The 24,588-nt window shown below is 38.0% G+C and carries 17 protein-coding genes, 4 tRNA genes and 3 rRNA genes; 13 read left to right on the top strand and 11 right to left on the bottom strand.

The features are described from left to right. Positions 1 to 52 precede the first annotated feature (52 nt). Positions 53 to 490: a PepSY-like domain-containing protein gene (locus tag ACQY44_RS19780; RefSeq protein WP_428232016.1), complete on the bottom strand. Its 438-nt coding sequence runs from the start codon at positions 488 to 490 to the stop codon at positions 53 to 55. 136 nt (positions 491 to 626) lie between these two features. On the opposite strand from ACQY44_RS19780, the gene ACQY44_RS19785 reads away from it, so the two are divergent. Next, the gene (locus tag ACQY44_RS19785; RefSeq protein ID WP_428232017.1) at positions 627 to 1,178 is read left to right on the top strand and encodes an N-acetyltransferase family protein; all 552 of its coding nucleotides are present in this window, start codon (positions 627 to 629) and stop codon (positions 1,176 to 1,178) included. A 20-nt stretch (positions 1,179 to 1,198) separates the two neighbouring features. Further along, positions 1,199 to 2,218 (top strand): proline-specific peptidase family protein, encoded by a 1,020-nt coding sequence (locus ACQY44_RS19790; protein WP_428232018.1) that lies wholly within the window; start codon positions 1,199 to 1,201, stop codon positions 2,216 to 2,218. 266 nt (positions 2,219 to 2,484) lie between these two features. On the opposite strand, the gene ACQY44_RS19795 is transcribed toward ACQY44_RS19790, so the two are convergent. The 8 genes from ACQY44_RS19795 to ACQY44_RS19830 form a co-directional block, all read right to left on the bottom strand. Then, positions 2,485 to 2,570 (bottom strand) — tRNA-Leu (locus ACQY44_RS19795). A 6-nt stretch (positions 2,571 to 2,576) separates the two neighbouring features. Further along, positions 2,577 to 2,649: transfer RNA gene (locus tag ACQY44_RS19800), tRNA-Phe, on the bottom strand. A 73-nt stretch (positions 2,650 to 2,722) separates the two neighbouring features. After that, positions 2,723 to 2,832, bottom strand: a 5S ribosomal RNA gene (gene rrf / locus ACQY44_RS19805). Between the two features lie 137 nt (positions 2,833 to 2,969). Beyond that, positions 2,970 to 5,851: ribosomal RNA gene (locus tag ACQY44_RS19810) — 23S ribosomal RNA — on the bottom strand. A 200-nt stretch (positions 5,852 to 6,051) separates the two neighbouring features. Beyond that, positions 6,052 to 6,125 (bottom strand) — tRNA-Ala (locus ACQY44_RS19815). Positions 6,126 to 6,235: 110 nt separating this feature from the next. Beyond that, positions 6,236 to 6,309: transfer RNA gene (locus ACQY44_RS19820), tRNA-Ile, on the bottom strand. 122 nt (positions 6,310 to 6,431) lie between these two features. Continuing rightward, a 16S ribosomal RNA gene (locus ACQY44_RS19825) occupies positions 6,432 to 7,945 on the bottom strand. Together the 16S, 23S and 5S rRNA genes with 4 tRNA genes alongside form the textbook arrangement of a ribosomal RNA operon. Before the next feature lie 967 nt (positions 7,946 to 8,912). After that, positions 8,913 to 9,923, bottom strand: a complete 1,011-nt coding sequence (locus tag ACQY44_RS19830; protein WP_428232019.1) for an LLM class flavin-dependent oxidoreductase — start codon at positions 9,921 to 9,923, stop codon at positions 8,913 to 8,915. Between the two features lie 288 nt (positions 9,924 to 10,211). Here ACQY44_RS19830 and ACQY44_RS19835 point away from each other — a divergent pair, with 288 nt between their 5' ends. The 4 genes from ACQY44_RS19835 to kdpA all read left to right on the top strand — a co-directional run bounded on the left by ACQY44_RS19835 (position 10,212) and on the right by kdpA (position 14,284). Further along, positions 10,212 to 11,555 (top strand): sigma-54-dependent transcriptional regulator, encoded by a 1,344-nt coding sequence (locus ACQY44_RS19835; RefSeq protein ID WP_428232020.1) that lies wholly within the window; start codon positions 10,212 to 10,214, stop codon positions 11,553 to 11,555. A 388-nt stretch (positions 11,556 to 11,943) separates the two neighbouring features. After that, a complete protein-coding gene (locus tag ACQY44_RS19840; protein ID WP_230035759.1) occupies positions 11,944 to 12,225 on the top strand; it encodes a DUF7674 family protein in 282 nt (93 codons plus the stop codon). A 169-nt stretch (positions 12,226 to 12,394) separates the two neighbouring features. Continuing rightward, on the top strand, positions 12,395 to 12,472 hold the full coding sequence (gene kdpF, locus ACQY44_RS19845; protein WP_016362011.1) for a K(+)-transporting ATPase subunit F: 78 nt from the start codon (positions 12,395 to 12,397) through the stop codon (positions 12,470 to 12,472). 93 nt (positions 12,473 to 12,565) lie between these two features. Further along, entirely contained in the window at positions 12,566 to 14,284 is a 1,719-nt protein-coding gene (kdpA, locus tag ACQY44_RS19850) for a potassium-transporting ATPase subunit KdpA (protein WP_428232021.1), read from the top strand. 99 nt (positions 14,285 to 14,383) lie between these two features. Here the strand turns inward: kdpA and ACQY44_RS19855 are convergent, their stop codons facing one another. Continuing rightward, positions 14,384 to 14,743, bottom strand: coding sequence for a four helix bundle protein (locus ACQY44_RS19855; protein WP_428232022.1), 360 nt, complete (start codon positions 14,741 to 14,743; stop codon positions 14,384 to 14,386). 68 nt (positions 14,744 to 14,811) lie between these two features. Here ACQY44_RS19855 and kdpB point away from each other — a divergent pair, with 68 nt between their 5' ends. The 7 genes from kdpB to ACQY44_RS19890 all read left to right on the top strand — a co-directional run bounded on the left by kdpB (position 14,812) and on the right by ACQY44_RS19890 (position 23,620). Continuing rightward, the gene (kdpB, locus tag ACQY44_RS19860; protein WP_428232023.1) at positions 14,812 to 16,845 is read left to right on the top strand and encodes a potassium-transporting ATPase subunit KdpB; all 2,034 of its coding nucleotides are present in this window, start codon (positions 14,812 to 14,814) and stop codon (positions 16,843 to 16,845) included. 97 nt (positions 16,846 to 16,942) lie between these two features. Then, positions 16,943 to 17,509, top strand: a complete 567-nt coding sequence (locus ACQY44_RS19865) for a K(+)-transporting ATPase subunit C (RefSeq protein ID WP_428232024.1) — start codon at positions 16,943 to 16,945, stop codon at positions 17,507 to 17,509. Positions 17,510 to 17,943: 434 nt separating this feature from the next. Continuing rightward, a complete protein-coding gene (locus ACQY44_RS19870; protein WP_428232025.1) occupies positions 17,944 to 19,020 on the top strand; it encodes a porin in 1,077 nt (358 codons plus the stop codon). Between the two features lie 86 nt (positions 19,021 to 19,106). Continuing rightward, positions 19,107 to 20,228 carry a sensor protein KdpD gene (locus tag ACQY44_RS19875; RefSeq protein ID WP_428232026.1) on the top strand — a complete coding sequence of 374 codons (1,122 nt, stop codon included), beginning with the start codon at positions 19,107 to 19,109 and terminating at the stop codon, positions 20,226 to 20,228. A gap of 68 nt (positions 20,229 to 20,296) precedes the next feature. After that, on the top strand, positions 20,297 to 22,018 hold the full coding sequence (locus tag ACQY44_RS19880; protein WP_428232027.1) for an ATP-binding protein: 1,722 nt from the start codon (positions 20,297 to 20,299) through the stop codon (positions 22,016 to 22,018). Positions 22,019 to 22,146: 128 nt separating this feature from the next. Beyond that, the gene (locus ACQY44_RS19885; RefSeq protein WP_428232028.1) at positions 22,147 to 22,668 is read left to right on the top strand and encodes an exonuclease; all 522 of its coding nucleotides are present in this window, start codon (positions 22,147 to 22,149) and stop codon (positions 22,666 to 22,668) included. A 187-nt stretch (positions 22,669 to 22,855) separates the two neighbouring features. Then, complete coding sequence (locus ACQY44_RS19890) at positions 22,856 to 23,620, top strand: phosphatase PAP2 family protein (RefSeq protein ID WP_428232029.1); 765 nt, start codon at positions 22,856 to 22,858, stop codon at positions 23,618 to 23,620. Between the two features lie 174 nt (positions 23,621 to 23,794). On the opposite strand, the gene ACQY44_RS19895 is transcribed toward ACQY44_RS19890, so the two are convergent. After that, complete coding sequence (locus ACQY44_RS19895) at positions 23,795 to 24,568, bottom strand: XRE family transcriptional regulator (RefSeq protein ID WP_428232030.1); 774 nt, start codon at positions 24,566 to 24,568, stop codon at positions 23,795 to 23,797. Positions 24,569 to 24,588: the final 20 nt, after the last annotated feature.

Consider the following 24,588-nt stretch of genomic DNA (forward strand, 5'->3'; position numbering starts at 1 on the left):
ATATCTAAAGCATAAATAAGACAGAGCCATTTTTTACAGGGTAATTAATCTTTTATTTATCCATTTTATCCTTTAAGATTTTACCTTCTTTGGTAAATTCCAAATCAATATTGTTTGTTAAATCGACATCAAGATCCTTGTGTCCGTAGTCGATGTGCGTTATTTTTTCATTGGGATGATTTTTTGCTACATATTCTTTTACAGATGCGGGAATAAAAGCAGTAGGAATCGCTTTTTTACCTCCATCTACCTCACGATACGAACCGTCTTTCCAGAACTCTATTTCTGTTCCGTCTTTTAACTTCACTTCATATCCTTTTTCACCATGTTCAGCATCTTTTTTTACCACATCTATTGCGCTATTGCCAAAGTGTTTTTTCAAAAAATCCTGGGCCGGTTTTGGCAATTCAGTAATTTCAATTTTTTTCTGTGCATTAGCCGATATTGCAAAACCAAGCAATAATACAGCAATTATCATTATTTTTTTCATGATGTTATTATTTAAAATTAGTAATTTTCTTTCACTAATTTACAACAAGTAAAATACATTCAAATCAATTTAAGAAAGCTTTATTATATTAAAAATAAGTTTTCTTATATTGTAACTCATTACAATTAAAAAAGTTATGACAAAATCTATTACTATAAAAGTAGCCAGTATTAATGATGTAGATGCAATAATAAAACTGCAAACGGCCAATCAAACTTCCCAGGGCGGGACATTATCCGGTGGGTTAACAGCGCATCAAATTCAGGAAATGATGTCCGATATGCCACAAATTATAGCCACTATTAACCATGAAATCGTTGGTTTTTTATTGACAACATCACAAACTGTAAACAATAAACGCCAGGTTCCCATTGTCGATGCCATGTCAGCATCTTATGCCGGCTCTCCGGACTCCTATATTTATGGCCCCATTTGCGTGAGTGAGCATCAGCGTGGAAAAGGATTGGCGCAACTTATGTTTCAGGAACTCTTAAAATTAGAACCTAATCGGGAAGGAATTTTGTTTATTAAAAGTGATAATCTCCCATCCCTAAAAGCACATCAAAAAATGGGAATGCATAAAGTAAGCAGTTTCAATTTCAATAATGCTGATTTCGATGTTTACACTTATTTATCTCCTGTTCAGAAAAATAATAAACCGTTTAAATCTGAAAACCAAACTTTATAAATAACCTTAAATAAAAACACATGCGTTATCTCGCCATTTTGATTATTACTATTCTAACTGTTTCCTGTAAAAATGAAATCAAATCTACAACACTTTCCAACTATTTCACTTATCAGGAAAATAGTGAAGTAGAATCGGCAGGAGTAAAAATGATTCCGATAAAAACTCCCGTAGGAGAATTTAAAGTATGGACCAAACGTTTCGGCAATAATGCTAAAATTAAGGTCCTGCTATTACATGGAGGTCCTGCAATGACACATGAATATATGGAGTGTTTTGAAACTTTCTTTCAACGCGAAGGATTTGAATTTTATGAATACGACCAATTAGGATCGTATTACAGCGATCAGCCAAAAGATAGCAGTTTGTGGACCACAGAACGTTTTGTAGAAGAAGTTGAACAAGTACGCAAAGCGATTGGAGCAGATAAAAACAATTTTTATGTACTAGGAAACTCGTGGGGTGGAATACTCGCTATGGAATATGCCTTAAAATACCAACAAAACATGAAAGGGTTATTGGTGGCAAACATGATGGCAAGCGCACCGGATTACGGAAAATATGCTGACGAAGTACTAGCCAAACAGATGAAACCGGAAGTATTAGCTGAAATCAGGGTACTGGAAGCAAAAAAAGACTTTAATAATCCACGTTACATGGAATTACTCATTCCAAATTATTACCAACAGCATTTATGTCGCTTAAAAGACTGGCCAGACGGATTAAATCGTGCCAGCAAACATATTAATAGTGAAATTTACACCATAATGCAGGGACCAAGCGAATTTGGGATTAGTGGCCGCTTAGCCAAATGGGATATCAAAAATCGCCTGCACGAAATTACAGTGCCAACCTTAATGATCGGTGCCAAATATGACACAATGGATACAAAAGCAATGGAAGAACAAAGTAAATTAGTCAAAAAAGGACGCTATTTATACTGCCCAAATGGAAGTCATCTCGCCATGTGGGACGATCAAAAAATCTTTATGAATGGTGTAATTGAGTTTATAAATGATGTCAATAAAGAAAAAATTTAAGATTTTAGACAAGACACATCAAATAAATCCAACTAATAAAAGAATATGGGCGTTTCCCTCCGGGTCGGGCTGTCCGCTAAATCTTTTGCGAGAAGACATTTAATGTAAATAGAGAATCTAATGTCTCGCAAAAGGATATCACTCCCATCCCTAACGCAAGCAGAGATAAATAGAAATATCGCATTGATCCGAATTTAAGCAATTACAAAATTCTCATTTTTGAGCAAAAAAAAAACTTCAATTAGCAAAGCCAATTGAAGTTTTAGTACTCAGAGCGGGACTTGAACCCGCACGAACATTGCTGTTCACTGGATTTTAAGTCCAGCGTGTCTACCAATTTCACCATCCGAGCATTATGTGGTACCTCCAGGGATCGAACCAGGGACACATGGATTTTCAGTCCATTGCTCTACCATCTGAGCTAAGGTACCATAAATTTACTTATAACAGGATAAGTAAAAAAAAGAATAAAAAACCCTGTTCGTTAGAACAGGGTTTTCAAAAGAAAGGCGACGACATACTCTCCCACATAACTGCAGTACCATCTGCGCAGGCGGGCTTAACTACTCTGTTCGGGATGGGAAGAGGTGAGCCCCGCCGCAATAACCACCTTAAGGCCGTTTTGCAATGGGTAACTAGCTTTAACTAATCAACATTACACAATATCTTAACATACTGAGATAAAGAAAAGTACTTTTATTTACTATTTTTAGAAAGTTTCTTCCCCACACCGTAGTGTGGGGAAAAGGGTGTACATAAGCTTACGGATTATTAGTACTACTCGACTATGACATTACTGCCTTTACATCTATAGCCTATCAACGTGGTCATCTTCCACGATCCTTAAAAGAAATCTCATCTTGTGGTGGGTTTCGCGCTTATATGCTTTCAGCGCTTATCCCTTCCAAACGTAGCTACTCTGCGATGCTCCTGGCGGAACAACAGATACACTAGAGGTTTGTCCAATTCGGTCCTCTCGTACTAGAATCAGATCCACTCAAATTTCTAACGCCCACAGTAGATAGAGACCGAACTGTCTCACGACGTTCTGAACCCAGCTCGCGTGCCACTTTAATGGGCGAACAGCCCAACCCTTGGGACCTTCTCCAGCCCCAGGATGTGACGAGCCGACATCGAGGTGCCAAACCCCCCCGTCGATATGAGCTCTTGGGGGAGATCAGCCTGTTATCCCCGGCGTACCTTTTATCCTTTGAGCGATGGCCCTTCCATGCGGAACCACCGGATCACTATGCTCTACTTTCGTACCTGATCGACCTGTATGTCTCTCAGTCAAGCTCCCTTATGCCATTGCACTCTACGCACGGTTACCAAGCGTACTGAGGGAACCTTTAGAAGCCTCCGTTACTCTTTTGGAGGCGACCACCCCAGTCAAACTACCCACCAAGCAATGTCCCCCGCAAAACGGGGTTAGGCCTCAGATAAACAAAGGGTTGTATTTCAACAATGACTCCACAACGCCTGGCGACGCCACTTCACAGTCTCCAACCTATCCTACACATCATTTATCCAAGGTCAATACTAAGCTATAGTAAAGGTGCACAGGGTCTTTTCGTCCCACTGCGGGTAAACGGCATCTTCACCGTTACTACAATTTCACCGAGCTCATGGCTGAGACAGTGTCCAGATCGTTACACCATTCGTGCAGGTCGGAACTTACCCGACAAGGAATTTCGCTACCTTAGGACCGTTATAGTTACGGCCGCCGTTTACTGGGGCTTCAATTCAATGCTTCTCCGAAGATAACATCTCCTCTTAACCTTCCAGCACCGGGCAGGTGTCAGGCCCTATACTTCATCTTACGATTTTGCAGAGCCCTGTGTTTTTGATAAACAGTCGCCTGGACCTCTTCACTGCGGCCAGCTTGCGCTGGCGACCTTTCTCCCGAAGTTACAGGTCTATTTTGCCTAATTCCTTAGCCATGAATCTCTCGAGCACCTTAGGATTCTCTCCTCAACTACCTGTGTCGGTTTACGGTACTGGTACTAATTACCTGAAGTTTAGAGGTTTTTCTTGGAAGCCCTTAGGCGCACTATCTCTTTGTCCGAAGACTCCGAGTACTATCGTATTTCCCCAAGACGCGTGGATTTGCCTGCGCATCTTATAGGTAGGTACTTCAACGAACTATTCCGTCAGTTCGCGGCGCTTTCATCACTCCGTCACCCCATCACAGTAATTAGTAGTACGGGAATATTAACCCGTTAGCCATCGACTGTCCCTTTCGGGTTCGCCTTAGGACCAGACTAACCCACAGCTGATTAGCATAGCTGTGGAAACCTTAGTTTTTCGGTGTGCGGGTTTCTCGCCCGCATTATCGTTACTTATGCCTACATTTTCTTTTCTAACCAGTCCAGCATGCCTTACGACACACCTTCAACCCTGTTAGAATGCTCCCCTACCACTTAGAGTAAACTCTAAATCCATAGCTTCGGTAATATACTTATGCCCGATTATTATCCATGCTCGTCCGCTCGACTAGTGAGCTGTTACGCACTCTTTAAATGAATGGCTGCTTCCAAGCCAACATCCTAGCTGTCTGGGCAGACAAACCTCGTTCTTTCAACTTAGTATATATTTGGGGACCTTAGCTGATGGTCTGGGTTCTTTCCCTCTCGGACTTGGACCTTAGCACCCAAGCCCTCACTGTTAGTGAACATTATATAGCATTCGGAGTTTGTCAGGAATTGGTAGGCGGTGAAGCCCCCGCATCCAATCAGTAGCTCTACCTCTATATAACTTTATAACTAACGCTGCACCTAAATGCATTTCGGGGAGTACGAGCTATTTCCGAGTTTGATTGGCCTTTCACCCCTACCCACAGGTCATCCGAAGACTTTTCAACGTCAACCGGTTCGGACCTCCACTATGTGTTACCACAGCTTCATCCTGCCCATGGGTAGATCACACGGTTTCGCGTCTAACACTACTGACTAAAGCGCCCTATTCAGACTCGCTTTCGCTACGGATCCGTGGCTGAACCACTTAACCTTGCCAGCAACGTTAACTCGTAGGCTCATTATGCAAAAGGCACGCCGTCACCCCACGAAAGGGCTCCGACCGCTTGTAAGCGTATGGTTTCAGGATCTATTTCACTCCGTTATTCACGGTTCTTTTCACCTTTCCCTCACGGTACTGGTTCACTATCGGTCTCTCAGGAGTATTTAGCCTTAGCGGATGGTCCCGCCAAATTCAGACAGGGTTTCACGTGCCCCGCCCTACTCAGGATACCACTATCTATTACATTTATTACCCGTACGGGACTATCACCCTCTATGGTGTCACTTTCCAGTAACTTCCGGTTCTGCATGCATAAAATATCGTGGTCCTACAACCCCAACAATGCCGTAACATCATTGGTTTGGGCTAATCCGCGTTCGCTCGCCACTACTTACGGAATCACTTTTGTTTTCTTCTCCTCCGCCTACTTAGATGTTTCAGTTCAGCGGGTTTGCCCACCTATCGGTGTACTATGTCTTCAACATAGTGGGTTGCCCCATTCAGGTATCTGCGGATCAATCGGTGTGTGCCCGTCCCCGCAGCTTTTCGCAGCTTATCACGCCTTTCATCGCCTCTGAGAGCCAAGGCATCCCCCATACGCCCTTATTTTGCTTATTGTACCAATCATAAATTAATATGACCGTTTTTTTTTGTCTTTTATTATTCGTATTGCTACTTATAACAAAAAACGCTTTCTACTTTTTATTATTTTCTTATCTCAATATGTCAATGAACTTTATTTATGTCGAAAGTTGTAAAGCCTAAGGTCATAAAGTCATACTTTTGACTTTCAGACTTTAGTCTTTCGACTAAATTTGTGGAGAATAACGGAGTCGAACCGTTGACCTCCTGCGTGCAAGGCAGGCGCTCTAGCCAGCTGAGCTAATCCCCCATTTTTCAATCTTAGATTGTAGAATTCAGATTTTAGATTCTTGAATTCTTCTCTAATCTCTTTTGGTGAATTCCAACTTCCAGAATTTCCTTTTTTTAAGAGCAAAATAGTTGTCTCGGACAGACTCGAACTGTCGACCCCTACATTATCAGTGTAGTACTCTAACCAGCTGAGCTACGAGACACTCTTATTCTTAAAATTTATTATTTGAACTAACAGCAAGAGTAAAATAGTCTTAAAATCAAAACCTTTAAAGCTTCTTCTTTTTTCCTCAGCGTGCATTACTGCTAACACTCGAGGCTCTAGAAAGGAGGTGTTCCAGCCGCACCTTCCGGTACGGCTACCTTGTTACGACTTAGCCCTAGTTACCAGTTTTACCCTAGGCAGCTCCTTGCGGTCACCGACTTCAGGCACCCCCAGCTTCCATGGCTTGACGGGCGGTGTGTACAAGGCCCGGGAACGTATTCACCGGATCATGGCTGATATCCGATTACTAGCGATTCCAGCTTCACGGAGTCGAGTTGCAGACTCCGATCCGAACTGTGACCGGTTTTATAGATTCGCTCCTGGTCGCCCAGTGGCTGCTCTCTGTACCGGCCATTGTAGCACGTGTGTAGCCCAAGGCGTAAGGGCCGTGATGATTTGACGTCATCCCCACCTTCCTCACAGTTTGCACTGGCAGTCTTGTTAGAGTTCCCGACTTGACTCGCTGGCAACTAACAACAGGGGTTGCGCTCGTTATAGGACTTAACCTGACACCTCACGGCACGAGCTGACGACAACCATGCAGCACCTTGTAAATTGTCTTGCGAAAGATCTGTTTCCAAACCGGTCAATCTACATTTAAGCCTTGGTAAGGTTCCTCGCGTATCATCGAATTAAACCACATGCTCCACCGCTTGTGCGGGCCCCCGTCAATTCCTTTGAGTTTCATTCTTGCGAACGTACTCCCCAGGTGGGATACTTATCACTTTCGCTTAGCCACTGAAATTGCTTCCAACAGCTAGTATCCATCGTTTACGGCGTGGACTACCAGGGTATCTAATCCTGTTCGCTACCCACGCTTTCGTCCATCAGCGTCAATCAATTAGTAGTAACCTGCCTTCGCAATTGGTATTCCATGTAATCTCTAAGCATTTCACCGCTACACTACATATTCTAGTTACTTCCTAATAATTCAAGTCTAACAGTATCAATGGCCGTTCCACCGTTGAGCGATGGGCTTTCACCACTGACTTATTAAACCGCCTACGGACCCTTTAAACCCAATGATTCCGGATAACGCTTGGATCCTCCGTATTACCGCGGCTGCTGGCACGGAGTTAGCCGATCCTTATTCTTACGATACCGTCAAGCTACTTCACGAAGTAGTGTTTCTTCTCGTATAAAAGCAGTTTACAATCCATAGGACCGTCATCCTGCACGCGGCATGGCTGGATCAGGCTTGCGCCCATTGTCCAATATTCCTCACTGCTGCCTCCCGTAGGAGTCTGGTCCGTGTCTCAGTACCAGTGTGGGGGATCTCCCTCTCAGGACCCCTACCCATCGTAGCCTTGGTAAGCCGTTACCTTACCAACTAGCTAATGGGACGCATGCTCATCTTTTACCGTTGTGACTTTAATAGTGGTTTCATGCGAAACTGCTATACTATGAGGTATTAATCCAAATTTCTCTGGGCTATCCCTCTGTAAAAGGTAGATTGCATACGCGTTACGCACCCGTGCGCCGGTCTCTAAATCCGAAGACTTATACCCCTCGACTTGCATGTGTTAAGCCTGCCGCTAGCGTTCATCCTGAGCCAGGATCAAACTCTTCATCGTATATTGTTGATCTGATTTGCATCAGATCGTATTGTTATTCGAATCAGTCTCTATCGGTTCTTTTCTAATCTCTCGATTATCTTACTCTTTATTCTTTTGCCCTAACATCTCTGTTAAAGCGGCTGTCAATTCAATATGTCTACGAACGTGTCTTCTTTTTCAATTTCGCTTGTTTCTCAAAGCGGGTGCAAAAGTAGAAAATTTATTTTAACCGGCAAGTAAATTTTGAAGTTTTTTTTTTAGAAAATTTCTTTTCCTTTTCTTCTCATCTCCCAACCAGCCTATCAATGAACTTTCCGTATTTTGCGGGGTGCAAAGGTAACATCTGTTTTCAAATCTCGCAAGCTTTTTGAAATCTTTTTTGAAAATAAATTCTCAGTTTTGATTCGTTGTGCCTGCCAGTATTTCAGTGAACGTCTATCGTTGTTGCGGGTGCAAAAGTACACTCTTTACAGGCTTAAACAATACTTTTTCTCCACTATTTTCGATATTTTTCATAAGTTACTGGTTAGGTGTTTTTTACAAGCCAGTTTTTTTTTGAGTTCTCTCAGCATTAAGTGCCTTAGGCTGATTTTATCTCAAAGACGCCAGGTTTTGCTTCTCCGGATCTGCTTCGAAAAGAACGTAAAAGTGGAGTTTACCGGGTTTACTAGCTTTGAACAGATCCTAACTTTGCCTTTTTACCTTATATACATCTACAACTCTTCCGCAAACTGCTCCCCTAGCCCCGATAGAAACGGAAATCCTTTTGTGCCGGGGTTCGGCACAAAAGATTGGAGTGGATAGCGGGAAATAGCTCCTCATAAAACTTCAAATTCCTAATTTCATAAGCTCTTCTTTCTCTCCGTTAAATAAAAACCCTTCTTATATATAAGTAGTAAAAATAAACCCGACAGGTTTTAGAAACCTGTCGGGTTGTGAATATAAATCATACCTTATATATAGGAATGGAAAACTATATTTAATATTATAGTACTTGGTTTATACTATCGATTACTTCTTTTGTGATATGGATGCTTTTGAGTTTAGCCTGATGATCGAAAATTGGGCCTGTCGCCATTAGCTCATCTACTTTGGCGTAGTTGATGAATTTTTTAAGATCTGTTATCAGTTGCTCTTTGTTTCCTGTAAATGTACATGCAGTCATTTGATTGACATGGAAACGCTCTTCTTCACTCATGATGTCATCCAGAGAATCTACAGGAGGCTGCAAACCTTTACGATCGCCTCGAATCAAGTTCAGAAACATTTGGTACAAACTTGTAGATAATCTTTCGGCTTCTTCATTTGTATCGGCTGCAATGATATTCACGCAGGCCATTGTTTTGGGTTTATCTAAAACATCTGAAGGCTGGAAGTTTTCGCGGTAAAACTCAAACGCCTGAATCATTTGGCGTGGCGCAAAATGTCCGGCGAAAGCATACGGTAATCCATAAGCAGCGGCAAGTGCAGCACTTTCTGTACTTGAACCTAAAATCCAGATGGGAACATTTGTGCCTTCAGCCGGAAAAGCTCTCACTTTTGCTGTGGCATTTTCAGCAGAAAAGTAATCCTGAAGTTTGGTTACGTTTTGAGGAAAACGTTGTGCCTGCTCAAAAAAGTCTTTTCGAATAGCTTCAGCAGTTGGCTGATCTGTTCCCGGTGCTCTTCCTAATCCTAAATCGATTCGGTTTGGGTAAAGGGTTTCTAATGTTCCGAATTGCTCGGCTACCACTAAAGGAGAGTGATTAGGTAACATGATTCCGCCTGAACCAACACGGATGCTTTGGGTCTGACTGGCGATATAACCAATTAAGACTACGGTCGCCGAACTAGCAACGTGCGCCATATTGTGATGTTCTGCCAGCCAAAAACGTTTGTAACCTAAATTATCTGCCAGTTGTGCTATTTCTTTTGTTTTTTGAAATGTTTCGCTTGCATTGCTATCTTGTGTAATGATAGCTAATTCTAATATTGAGATTGAAATTGAGTCTTTCATATATAATGTAGCTTTTATGCAAAATTAATTCATTTACTACAAAGCTTAAATTTTTTCATGTTAATAGAATGATAAAATTTATCAGTGTTAAATACTTTAATGATGTTATATTAAATTGGAAATATCATCATTAGATAGCTTGAAAATTAGTTTCATACGTAGAAGTAACAACTTTATGATCATAAAATTATTTTTTCACAAGAATTTCTATTGAATCAAAAAAGTTGAATAATTTAAAACCTAAATTTGTATCTCAAAAATAAATTTCGATCCTAGAATTTTCCTCAGATGACACATAAAATTTTAATTATAGACGACGAAGAAAAACTCAGAAGTCTGTTGGCACGCATTATAAAATCAGAAGGTTTTGAAGTTATTGAAGCTAAAGATTTAAAATCGGGCTTTAAGAAGCTTGAGCAAACTGATATTGATGTCGTTTTATGTGATGTAAAATTACCTGACGGAAATGGGGTTGATTTTCTGCAAAACATCAAAGGAAGCTTTCCTTTGATTGAAGTTATTTTGTTGACGGCTTTCGGGAATATCCCAGATGGTGTTCAGGCGATGAAAAACGGCGCTTTTGATTATATCGTAAAAGGGGATGATAACGATAAAATTATTCCGCTTTTGTACAAAGCCGTTGAAAAAGCCCATTTGCAAAAAAAGGTAGAACAACTCGAAAAACGTATTGGAGATAAATATTCTTTCAATACTATCATTGGGAAATCTAAAGGAATTGAGCAGGTTATTGATCTTGCTAAAAAAGTGGCCAAAACTGACTCGACCGTTTTGCTTACCGGCGAAACCGGAACCGGAAAAGAAGTTTTTGCACAAGCAATTCACGAAAACAGTAATCGTGTTGGTAAATCTTTTGTTGCCTTAAATTGCAGTACTTTTAGCAAAGAAATTCTGGAAAGCGAATTGTTTGGTCACAAACAAGGTGCTTTTACCGGAGCTTTGAAAGATAAAAAAGGTTTTATTGAAGAAGCTAATGGAGGAACTTTATTCTTAGACGAAATTGGAGAAATGCCAATTGAACTACAAGCTAAACTATTACGTGTTTTAGAAACCAGCGAATATATCCCAATTGGTGATACCACTCCCAAAAAATCAAATTTTAGATTAATTGCAGCTACTAACAGGGATTTAAAAACAGAAAGCGAAGAACACCGTTTTCGTTCTGACTTGTATTTTCGTTTGAATATTTTTGAAATTACACTTCCACCTTTGCGTGAAAGAATAAAAGATATTGCACCACTAACCCACTCATTTGTTAAACAATTTTCTGAGAAAACCAATAAAAAAAACTTAGACGTTGCTAATGATTTTCTTCAGAAATTAGAAAATTATTCCTGGCCGGGAAATATTCGTGAACTTAAAAATGTGATCGAAAGATCGGTCATATTAAGCAGCGGCAACATTTTAACTTCAGATGTTTTGCCGTACGAAATGCAACATCAGCCTGAAAAAGCTACGAAATCAATGTCGGCTTTCTCTATGCAAAGTGTTGAAAAACTGCATATACAGAAGGTTTTAAATTATACTAAGGGCAATAAAGCTGAAACGGCCCGATTATTAGAAATTGGGATTGCTACATTATATCGAAAATTGGAGGAATATAATATACAATAGCAAATTCCAATATCAAAGGTAAATTTCAAATTCAATTTTTAAAGCTTCAGAGAAGCGTCATATTTATAAATCATTTATTCCTAATGATAAAAAGCTCCAGCGGAGCGACACCTAGACAATCCAAAAATATGTCACCCCGCTGGGGTTCTGATAAACATCGATTGGTCATTCTCTATAAATATGAAGTCCCGCCAGGATTTTTAAAATTCAAAAAAAAAAAATCCTAATACTTATCATTTCAATAAAAGCTTATCATTTTGATAGGCTTTTTTTATACCTATTTTTTGGCCTGAAACCTCAACGTCTTTATTGGCAACACCTTACCTATTACTGCACTTTTTCGGTCTGACTTTTGGCATAAGAGGAGAGAACACAAAAATTCATTCTCATGAAAAATCAAGTCACCTCAATCTACAAACAAGCGGAACGTTTTGCCGACATCACTAAAAAATCTATTATTTCCGGTAATATCGTTCGTGCAAAAAAGTGCTTAGCCCTTGCTGAACGTCTCTTTATTACCGGAAGTATCGAAACTAAAAATGCCATTTCTAATGTGTATGTTTTCTCAGTTTCTTCTTTTATGGAAGTACGTCACTGCAATATTTCACACCTTTTTCCTCAAACACTAAAAGCTGAATATATCAAACAAGTTAATACTTCAGGCGTGTAAAATGTTTAATTGGTTAACTATTTAATTGGTTAATCGCAAAAGCCCTAAATCTAAAATCTGAACTCTAAAATCATCTAAATATGTTAATCACTTTTCTTTTACTCGCATTGGCCGTTTTGCTGTTTGCGATTTGTTTTAAATCAGTTGAATTTTTTGAAAAAATCTAATCATGACTGCACTATTTATTATTGCCCTTGCCGTTTTTGGCTATTTGGTTTATGTATTAATCAAACCCGAAAAATTTTAATGATGTTAAAAGTTATAAGTGAGATGTTAGATGTTATACGTCGGTCTCCCTTTTACAAATCACATCTGACATTTCACTAAAATTTAAAAAATTATGAACACAGAATTACTTGGCGTCATCAGTATCTTTATCATTTCGATAGTTTTAGCCATTCCGATAGGAAAATATATTGCTAAAGTTTATTTGGGTGATAAAACATTTCTTGACCCGATTTTCAATCCAATTGAAAAACTTATTTTTAAAATCAGCGGTATCAATTCCTCTGAAGAAATGAACTGGAAACAACACTTAAAAGCACTTTTAAGCATCAATATGGTTTGGTTCTTTCTTTGCTTTTTTATCTTATTGTTTCAGGGATCATTATTCTTAAATCCTGATAACAACCCATCGATGAGCCCGGATTTGGCCTTTAATACAGCCATCTCTTTTATAGTAAACTGTAATTTACAGCACTATTCAGGCGAAAGCGGTGTCTCTTATTTATCTCAAATATTCCTGATGTTCCTGCAATTTGTTTCTGCGGGTGTCGGAATGGCTGCTGCAGCAATGGTTTTTACTGCAATGAAAGAAAGAACCACCGATAAATTGGGTAACTTTTATAATTATTTTATCAAAAGTTGTACCCGTGTTTTATTACCACTTTCGGCTATTGTCGCTACTGCTTTGGTATTTAGTGGTTCGCCAATGACTTTTGAGGGTAAAGACGCTATTACTACTTTACAAGGTGATCATGTAGAAGTTTCCCGTGGACCAGCTGCTGCATTTATTGCCATTAAACATATAGGTACAAATGGTGGTGGTTTCTTTGGCGCCAATTCGGCACATCCATTAGAAAACCCTACTTATTTTACGAATGCAGTTGAATTATGGGCACAATTAATTATCCCGTTTGCGATGATTTTTGCCTTAGGTTTTTATCTAAAGAAAAAGAAATTATCCTACGTAATTTTCGGAGTGATGACCCTTGGATTCTTATTACTGGTTGTTCCAACCGTTATGAGTGAAATTAATGGGAATCCTGCTATCGAAAGAATGGGTATTGCACAGACAAACGGAGCTATGGAAGGAAAAGAAGTTCGGTTTGGTCCCGCTATTTCAGGTTTCTGGAGTATTGCTACAACGGTAATTTCTACAGGTTCTGTAAATAGTATGCACGATAGTTCAATGCCCGTTTCCGGTGCTATGGAGTTGCTTGCCATGATGGTCAATGCTTTTTATGGCGGTTGCGGTGTCGGGATTCTGAACTTCTACATCTTTATCATTCTGGCTGTATTTATTTCCGGATTAATGGTAGGTCGAACACCTGAATTTTTAGGAAAGAAAATCGAAGCGCGGGAAGTTAAAATTGCTGCTTTTATTGCGATTCTACATCCTTTATTAATTTTATCCGGGACAGCTTTAGCTTCTTATTTTACTGCACATGACACTGCAATGGGGTATTGGTTTAACGGGAATGCAACTGGCTGGCTGAACAATCCCGGACATCATGGGTTTTCAGAAATGTTATACGAATATACTTCTAGTGCCGCCAATAACGGTTCGGGGTTTGAAGGTTTAGGAGATAACAATCCGTTCTGGAATATCACTACAGGAATTGTATTACTATTAAGTCGTTTTATTCCGATAATCGGGCCATTGGCTATTGCAGGACTGTTGGCGAATAAAAAATATATTCCTGAAAGTGCCGGAACTTTAAAAACTGACACTTCTATTTTTGGAATTATGGTTTTTGCTGTAATCGCAATTATTGCCGCTTTATCATTCTTCCCTGCGTTGGCACTTGGACCTTTAGCGGAATATTTTACAATGTGAAAAATGTAAAAAGTGAGATGTGAAAAGTGAGAGAAGAACATAAGATCTACTAATACAGTTTTTACATTTTACATCTCGCTTTTCACAATTCATTAAAACCTATAAACGATTTTCAAGATTTTTAATTAAACCATAAATAAGTTTTCCAATGGTATCTAATTTTTCAATCAATTGTTCACATTCTTTTTCATTGAAAAAATCTAATTCCTTGCTTAATAAAATTAAAGTATCGAGTTCTGATAAAGAACCTAATGAAATATATAAAAAATGGATAAACTCTTTTGTTCCTTTTCTTGCTGCTCCTTCAGCAATATTGACAGGTACAGAAACTGAAGCTCTACGAATTTGGGAAGTAACTCCAAATTTCTCCTCAGAAGGAAATTGCTTCGTAGCTAAATAAATTTCTTTAACGAATTCAAAACTTTTAATCCATGAATTCAATTTTTTATGTGGTTTCATATTTAAAATAATTATTTACAAAAGTAGGAAATTTCACATTTCACATCTAACATTTTACACAAAGAAAAATGACAACTAATAAATCCACATCATTGTTTGAAAGCAAACAGGTAAAAGAAGCTCTAGTGCAATCTTTTGTGAAGCTTAATCCAAAATTGATGATTAAAAATCCGGTAATGTTTACCGTAGAAATAGGAACTGCTATCATGTTTGCTGTTTGTGTTTCCATTTTAATGGGAGCTCAGGATCAGGGTAGTTTTGCTTATAATTTAATTGTGTTTTTAATTTTACTGGCAACACTTTTGTTTGCCAATTTCGCTGAAGCTATTGCTGAAGCCAGAGGAAAAGCACAAGCTGACAGTTTAAGAAAAACGCGGGAAGAAACTCCTGCCAGACAAATTTTGCCGAATGGAGAAATCAAAAACATCAGTTCATCTGAATTGAAAAAAGGAGATGTTTTCGTTTGTGAAGCCGGAGATTTAATTGCAACCGATGGTGAAATTATCGAAGGTTTAGCGACTATCGACGAAAGTGCTATTACGGGAGAAAGTGCTCCTGTAATTCGGGAAGCCGGTGGTGATAAATCATCTGTAACGGGAGGTACAAAAGTACTATCAGACAAAATTAAAGTAATTGTAACCTCTGAGCCCGGCGAGAGCTTCCTGGATAAAATGATTGCTCTGGTTGAAGGTGCAAGCCGCCAGAAAACACCAAACGAAATTGCCTTAACCATTTTATTAGCCGCATTTACACTGATTTTCGTGATTGTGTGCGTTACGCTAAAACCGTTTGCCGACTATGCAAATGCCCCCATCACGATTGCGGCTTTTATTGCTTTGTTTGTATGCTTAATTCCAACAACAATTGGTGGTTTATTATCAGCAATTGGGATTGCAGGTATGGACAGAGCGTTGCGTGCCAACGTAATTACAAAATCCGGAAAAGCGGTTGAAACTGCCGGAGACATTGATGTATTGCTTTTGGATAAAACCGGAACAATTACCATTGGTAACAGAAAAGCAACGAATTTTTATCCTGCAAAAGGCGTTTCTGAAGAAGATTTTATAAAATCTGCTGTTTTAAGTTCACTAGCAGATGATACTCCGGAAGGGAAAAGTATCGTGGAACTGGCAGGAGCCGAAACTGCCAATAAATTATCCATTGAAGGTGCTACTTTAATCAAATTTACCGCTGAAACGAGAACTTCCGGAGTTATTTTAAAAGACGGAACCAATATTAGAAAAGGGGCTCAGGATGCTGCAAAAAACATTTCACTTCAGGCTGGAAATACTTTCCCTGAAGATACTGCCCAAAAAGTAATTGATATTTCGTCTAAAGGAGGAACTCCATTAGTGGTGGTTAAAAACAATCAGGTGCAAGGTGTTATCGAATTACAAGACATCATCAAAACCGGAATGAAAGAACGTTTTGACCGTTTGAGAAAAATGGGTGTAAAAACGGTAATGGTGACCGGAGATAATCCTCTTACAGCTAAGTTTATTGCCGAGGCCGCCGGTGTTGATGATTTTATTGCCGAGGCAAAACCTGAGGACAAAATGAACTACATCAAAAACGAACAGAATCTGGGTAAACTTGTTGCCATGATGGGTGACGGAACCAATGATGCTCCTGCCCTTGCGCAAGCGAATGTAGGTGTTGCCATGAACAGCGGAACTCAGGCTGCAAAAGAAGCGGGAAACATGGTCGATCTTGACAATGACCCAACGAAACTAATTGAGATCATCGAAATTGGAAAACAGTTATTAATGACTCGTGGAACGCTTACGACTTTCTCGATTGCGAATGACGTAGCGAAATATTTTGCGATTGTTCCTGCGCTTTTCATTACGGCAATCCCTGCTCTTCAAGGTTTGAATATCATGCATTTGCACAGTCCGGAAAGTGCCATTTTATCGGCTGTAATTTTTAATGCGATTATCATTCCAATATTGATTCCGCTAGCGTTGAGAGGTGTTGATTATAAACCTATTGGAGCGAGTGCCATCTTAAAAAGAAACTTGCTGATTTATGGTTTAGGCGGATTGATTATTCCTTTTATAGGTATTAAATTAATTGATTTACTGGTTACTTTCTTTATTTAGTGAAATGTGATTTGTAAAATGTGAAATGACTAAATCAAAACTCACATATAACAATTTACAAATCACTTTTTACATCTAACATTTTACATTAGAAACAATGAAAACAATATTTTCACTATTAAAATTGACACTGCTTACCGTAATTCTGTTTGCAGTTATTTATCCCCTTGCGATTTACGGAATTGCTCAATTTGCTCCTAATCATGGGAAAGGAGAAACTATTTTGGTTAACGGAAAAGTGGTTGGATACCAAAAAATAGGTCAGAAATTCGATAAGTCGAATTATTTCTGGGGAAGACCTTCGGCTGTTGATTATAATGCTGCCGGAAGTGGTGGTAGTAACAAAGGACCTGGTAATGCTGAATATCTGGCTGTGGTTCAAAAGAGAATTGATACTTTCCTGATTGTTCATCCTTATTTAAGAAAATCAGAAATCCCTGCTGATATGGTTACTGCTTCCGGGAGTGGTTTAGATCCGAATATTTCTCCACAAGGTGCTTTGGTTCAAATAAAACGTGTTGCCAAAGAACGAAAATTAGCTGAAGACAAAGTAAAAGCTTTGGTTGAAGCGAACATCAATACGCCTAAAGTTATGGGAACGCCAACGGTAAATGTGTTGGAATTGAATGTGGCTCTGGATGAGCTTTCTAAGAAAGGTTCTTAGGTTCTGAGTCGCTAAGGTTCTAAACTTTTTATCCTAACAGGTTTCTAAAACCTGTTAGATATGACAAAGATTGTCGTCAATTTTGTATCATTTCGACGTAAGGAGACTCGAGCGATAGCGAACAGATGAAGAAGATCTCCGTTGCCAGATCGACACAATTGATATTCTTTGCGGAGTTTCTTGCGAAGATTTCTCCTTCGTCGAAATGACAAACTATGACGAAAAATTAGAATAAAGGACCAAATCTTACAATAAATACCTAACAGGTTTTTAAAACCTGTTAGGATAATGAACGCCCTTTTTTACCCCAACAGGCCTAGCCCCGATAGTAGTGGAAATCCTTTTGCTTTTTTCTTTAAAAAGTAAAAGATTGAAACGGATAGCGGGATTAGCTCCTAAAAAATCTACTTAATAAATAATTGAATACCACAAAAATGAAAAAAATAATACTTACCGCTTTAATCGCTTTTGGTTTTAGCAATTTACATGCACAAGAAGAAACAAAAAGTCCATTTACATTTTCAGGATATGTAGAAACCTATTATAGTTATGATTTTGGAAAACCGGATAATCATACCCGTCCAGGCTTTTTTTACAATTATAATAAAAGTAATGAAGTGAATATTAATTTGGGTATGGCAAAAGTGAATTATTCGAAAGATAATGTTCGTGGAAATTTTGCTTTAATGGCCGGAACCTACGCTGAGTACAACATGGCCGCTGAACAAGGTTTGCTGAAAAATGTATACGAAGCAAATGTGGGTGTGAAAATTTCGCAAAGCCATAATTTATGGATTGATGCGGGAATTATGCCGGCACACATTGGTTTTGAAAGTGCCATTGGAAAAGATTGTCCTACTTTGACGAGAAGTATTCTGGCTGAAAACTCTCCTTATTATGAAACGGGAGTTAAAATTGGTTATACCTCTGAGTCGGGAGAATGGTACCTAGCCGGAATGTATTTAAATGGCTGGCAACGTATTGAGAAAGTAGAAGGCAATCATACGCCTGCTTTTGGAACTCAGGTTACTTATAAACCATCTGACAAAGTGGTTTTGAACTGGAGTACTTATGTGGGAAATGAGCAACCGGATATCGACAAAAAATGGCGCTATTTTAATAACTTTTACGGACAATTTAAGGTAACGGATAAAACGAATGTTACGGCTGGTTTTGATATTGGTTCGCAACAAGCGGCTAAAAACAGTAATAAATATGACACTTGGTTTTCGCCAGTTTTGATTCTGCAATACAAACCAACGGATAAAATTCAGTTAGCAGCTCGTGGCGAATATTATAGTGATGAAAAAGGAGTTATTATCGCGACAGAAACTCCAAACGGTTTTAAAACTTACGGATTTTCGGCTAACTTTGATTACTTAGTTACTGATAATGTAATGTTTAGAATCGAGGCCAGAAATCTTTCGAGTAAAGATCAAATATTTACAAAAGACAATCTTCCAACGGATACCAATACGTTTGTAACGACTTCATTGGCGATTAGTTTTTAATTAAGTAAAAAGGTTTTTGTGAAATGTAACTAGCCATTTGCGAAAAGCATTTTACATTTCACAAAAAACATCTTACACCATAAAAAATGGAAAAAGAAAATAACGCACAACACTTTCTCGATTTAATTCAGAAATCACGAAAAGGAAAGTTTAAGGTCTACATTGGGATGAGCGCCGGTGTGGGAAAAACGTATCGGATGCTGCAAGAAGCACATTCGTTGTTGAAGAACGGAATTGATGTGAAAATTGGTTACATCGAAACGCATATGCGAAAAGAAACGCATGAGCTTTTATCTGGTTTGCCTGTGATTCCACGGCGAACCATTTTCTATAAAGGGAAAGAGCTCGAAGAACTCGACGTGCAGACGATTATCAATCTTAGACCTGAAGTCGTAATTGTTGATGAATTGGCGCATACCAATGTTGAAGGAAGCAAAAACGAAAAACGCTGGCAGGATGTCCTTGAAATTCTGGAAGCAGGAATTAATGTAATTTCGGCAGTGAATATTCAGCATATTGAGAGTTTAAATGAAGATGTAAAACGCATTACGGGTATTGATGTTCAGGAACGCATTCCGGATAATGTCCTACGATTGGCAGATGAAGTCGTGAATATCGATTTGACTTCTGAAGATTTGATTGCGCGTTTGAAGGAAGGAAAAATTTATACGGCTGATAAAATTCAGACGGCTTTGACAAATTTTTTTAAATCGGATCAAATATTACAATTGCGTGAATTGGCTTTGAAAGAAGTAGCCAGTCAGGTGGTTCGAAAGGTGGAAAACGAAGTGCCTCAACTGAATGCCTGGAGACATGAAAAACTTTTAGCCTGTATTAGCAGTAATGATAAAACAGCTAAAATTGTGATCAGGAAAGCAGCACGTTTGGCGAGCTATTACAACGGATCCTGGTATGTATTGTATGTAGAAACGCCTAAGGAAAGCAGTACCAAAATCGCACTGGACAAGCAACGTCATTTGATTAATAATTTTAAACTGGCGGTGCAATTAGGTGCAGAAGTCATTAAAATAGAGAATAAAAATATTACAGATGCAATTTTGATTGCAGTAGAAGAAAAACATATTACAACTGTATGCATCGGGAAACCACATTTGAATTTATTTAAAGTAATTTTGTCTACAACGATTTTCAGACGTTTACTAAATAGTCTGTCTTTATCGAATGTAGATCTTGTTATTTTATCTTAAGTGTGAAATGTTTTTTGAAAAGCATTTTTACATTTCACAAACAACATTTTACTAAAAAAACAAACATCATGAGAATTAAAACTAAATTGAATCTGGGAGTTGGATTATTATTTTTAATGATTATCATACTTTCCTTAGTGAGTGGTTATTCTGTTTTTTTGATAAAAGCAGACACGGAGAATATTCTGAAAGCCAATTATAATACGCTTGAATATTCCAGAAATATGATTTTGTCTTTGGATGAAACTAAAATGAGTAATGATAACAAGCTGCATACTTTTAAAGAATATCTTGCAAAACAGACTCAGAATGTTACTGAACCCGGAGAAAAAGAAGCAACGGCAAGTCTGGAAAAAACCTTTGCTCTTTTAGAAAAAAACAGTTCTGACGAAGTTCTGAAAACACAAATCAGACAAGATATTTTTGCGATTATGAAACTCAATCTGGATGCCATAAAGCAGAAAAGTGATATTGCTAAACATACTGCCGAAACTGCCAATTTATGGATTGCCATTGTGGGCACTTTGTGTTTTTTGATTGCTTTTAATCTACTGGTTAATCTGCCCAATAATATTGCGAACCCTATTAAAGAACTAACGCAAAGTATTAAAGAAATTGCAAATAAAAATTATTCGGAACGCGTGCATTTTACCAATCACAACGAATATGGTGATCTGGCAAAATCCTTTAATACGATGGCGCAAAAACTTCAGGAATACAATAATAGTAATTTATACAAATTATTCTTTGAGAAAAAACGACTGGAAACCCTGATCAATAATATGCATGATCCTATTATTGGATTGGATAATGAAGGTGTTATTTTATTTGTGAATGATGAAGCGCTGAAAATAATCGGAATGAAATCTGAGGATGTTATCGGGAAATCGGCTTCGACATTAGCTTTATCGAATGATTTGATTCGGTCTTTGATTTTGAAAGAAGTAGCAACTGATTCTCAGAAAAAGCAACCGATGAAAATTTTCGCTCACGGAAAAGAAAGTTATTTTGATAAAGAAACGATCAATATTACGATAACACCAACGGGAGAAGAAAAAGAAATCAATATTGGCGATGTAATAATTCTGAGAAATATCACCTTATTTAAAGAACTTGATTTTGCCAAAACCAATTTTATTGCCACCGTTTCGCACGAATTAAAAACGCCAATTGCTTCTATAAAACTGAGTCTGCAATTACTTCAAAATACTAAAACCGGCGACATGAACGATGACCAGAAGCAATTGGTTGAAAGTATTAAAGATGACAGTCAGCGTTTGTTGAAAATTACAGGTGAATTACTGAATTTATCACAATTGGAAACCGGAAATATTCAGTTGAATATCGAAAAAAGTAATCCGTATGCTATTGTAAATTATGCTACCGAAGCCGTAAAAGTTCAGGCAGATCAAAAACAAATCAAGCTTATTATTGATGCCGATGAAAATCTACAAGATGTAAAAGCCGACAGCGAAAAAACAGGCTGGGTTTTGATTAATTATCTCTCAAATGCCATCACCTATTCATCTGAAAAAAGTACGATTGTCATCAAATTAAAAAATGAAAATAATCAGGTTGTATTTCAGGTGATTGATACCGGAAAAGGAATTGACGCGAGATATAAAGACAAGGTTTTCGATAAATATTTTCAGATTCCGGGAAGTCAAAAATCAGGAACGGGATTGGGATTGGCAATTAGCAAAGAATTTATAGAAGCGCAGAATGGGACTATTGGTGTTGAAAGTAATTTAGGATTGGGGAGTACTTTTTGGTTTGCATTGAAGGTTTAAAAAAAGAGCCTTAGGCCTAAAATTATTGTAAATCTAAACCTAAAGTTTTTACATTTTTATGCCTGCATGAATTTGATTTTCTATTTAATAACTTATATTTGTTTAAGAAAAATTTTACATAAATTAAAATGAGCTATATAGTTGTAGACATAGAATCAGATGGGCCAATTCCTGGAGATTATTCCATGATATGCTTTGGTGCAGTGCTTGTAAATGAAAAATTAGATAAAACTTTCTCTGGAAAATTAAGACCTATTTCTGATAAATTTGTTCCGGAAGCTTTAGCAATTTCAGGATTTGACAGAGAAACTACGTTAGAGTTTGACAATCCAAAAGATGTAATGCTTGATTTCGAAAAATGGATAGAAGAGAATTCAACAGGAAGACCAATATTTATTAGCGATAATAATGGGTTTGACTGGATGTTTATCTGCTGGTATTTTCATCACTTCCTAAAGAGAAACCCTTTTGGATATTCATCAAGAAGAATAAGTGATTTATACTGCGGCTTAGTAAATGATACTCATGCTCAATGGAAACATCTTCGGAAAACTATACATACTCATAATCCTGTTGATGACGCCATAGGAAATGCTGAAGTATTGCTACACATGAAAAATGAGATGCAGTTAAAAATTGATTTAAAATAAAAACCTGCAGCATAGATTTATTTCCTGTGAAATTTTGAAACGTGGTAAAACTAAATAATATTTAGCCAATCTTAATCAAACTATCTCTTTTAAAACCAACAAATTAATATTGACTTAAGGTTAGATTAAGTCCAAAATACTTGGATTGGACATTCGTTATTATTGCAACTTATAACAATAACGAAAGATGTTTTACAAAGCGATTTCTCTGGTGTTTTTATTCGGTTTGTTAAGTGCAAATGCACAGCAAAATGATTCCATAACAAAAATTGACAGTACTTCAAAAACTCATTTAAAATTCAATTACAAACAATTAATTATTCCAGGTGTATTGATTGGATATGGTGTTATTGGTATTGAAAGTGATCAGCTCTTAAGTTTCAATCATCAAATCAAAAATGAAGTTACCGAGGATATTGACAGGAGAATTACTATAGATGATTTCTCACAATATGCGCCTGCGGCATCTGTTTATGCTTTGAATGCTTTTGGCGTAAAAGGCAAAAACAATATGCGGGATCGTTCGGTAATATTTGTGACTTCATACGCTATTATGGCAACAACCGTTTTAGGTTTAAAATCACTTGTAAAAGAAGAGCGCCCGGACGGAAGCTCAAATAACTCTTTTCCTTCAGGACATACTGCAACTGCTTTTGCCGGAGCGGAGTTTTTATGGCAGGAATACAAGGACAAATCGATTTGGTACGGAATCGCCGGTTATGCCGTAGCCACCGGAACGGGATTATTTAGAATTTACAACAACCGTCATTGGTTAACAGATGTTGCTGCCGGAGCCGGAATTGGGATTTTGAGTACGAAACTAGCCTATTGGATGAATCCGTATATTACTAAAAAATTATTCGGAACATCTACTGAAAGTAAATCAACTTCTATGATAATACCTTTTTATAATGGCCAACAATACGGGTTGGGTTTTATGAAGGTTTTTTAGTTTTTTTATCTGCCACAGATTAAGAAGATTAAAAGGATTTTTTTGAATGGCTTTGTCTAGTTTTTCTGCCACGAATTCACGAATTATTTAAATTAAAATTCGTGAATTCGTGGCAGAAAAATAATCTTTCAAATCTGTTAATCCCAATAGCTATAGGGAGTGGCAAAAAACTTTTTAAGTATTCGAAGTATTATTCTTAATCTCCATAACTTCTCTTTTTACTTCAAGAAGTAAATCTTTCATACTTTGAGATTCTGTCATTTCGTGGCGTTTATCGCTGCGTCCAATGCTGCATTCGTACTCCCAGATTTCTAAAATGTCTGAAGCTTTTACTTCGTAATTCGGATAAAAACGATTATCAGATTCCAGAACCAAAGCATTCTTTTTATTTTTGTTGAGACGTTTGTAGACCATTCCTTCATTTTTGGTAATCAGGATATACGTCCTGCCATCCATCACCTCTCCCAGCCTTTCTACATAACGGCCAATAATAATCGATCCGTCTTCGTGTGGTGGCATCGAATCACCTTCTACAGGAAATCCGCGGTGTTTTCCCGGGCCTAAAAACGGAAGGGAAACTTGTTGCAGACTCTCGATATATTCCGGATCTGCATATCCGTTTAGGTAACCCGCTTTTGCTTTTTGAGATACAATTTCGATATAATTCTCCCCAAAACTATCTACTTGTATGGGCAAAATAAGTCGGTTGCCCTCTAATTTTATCAGGTTTTCTATATTGATTTTACGGATGTCGACAGACAATATTAAATCAATACTCATATGAAAATATAAGGCAATCTGCTTTAAGATATCGTATGGTGCCTCGGACGTTCCATCTTCGTATTTAACGTATCTTCCTCTGGTAATCTTTAGGTTTTCAGCTAATTTCTCCTGAGATATTTTATGCTTAACCCTCAATGCTCTGATGTTATCTGAAAATAAGGACATAATTAATTTGTTATAATTTG

Source organism: Flavobacterium sp. (assembly GCF_965277525.1).
Taxonomy (GTDB): Bacteria; Bacteroidota; Bacteroidia; order Flavobacteriales; family Flavobacteriaceae; genus Flavobacterium.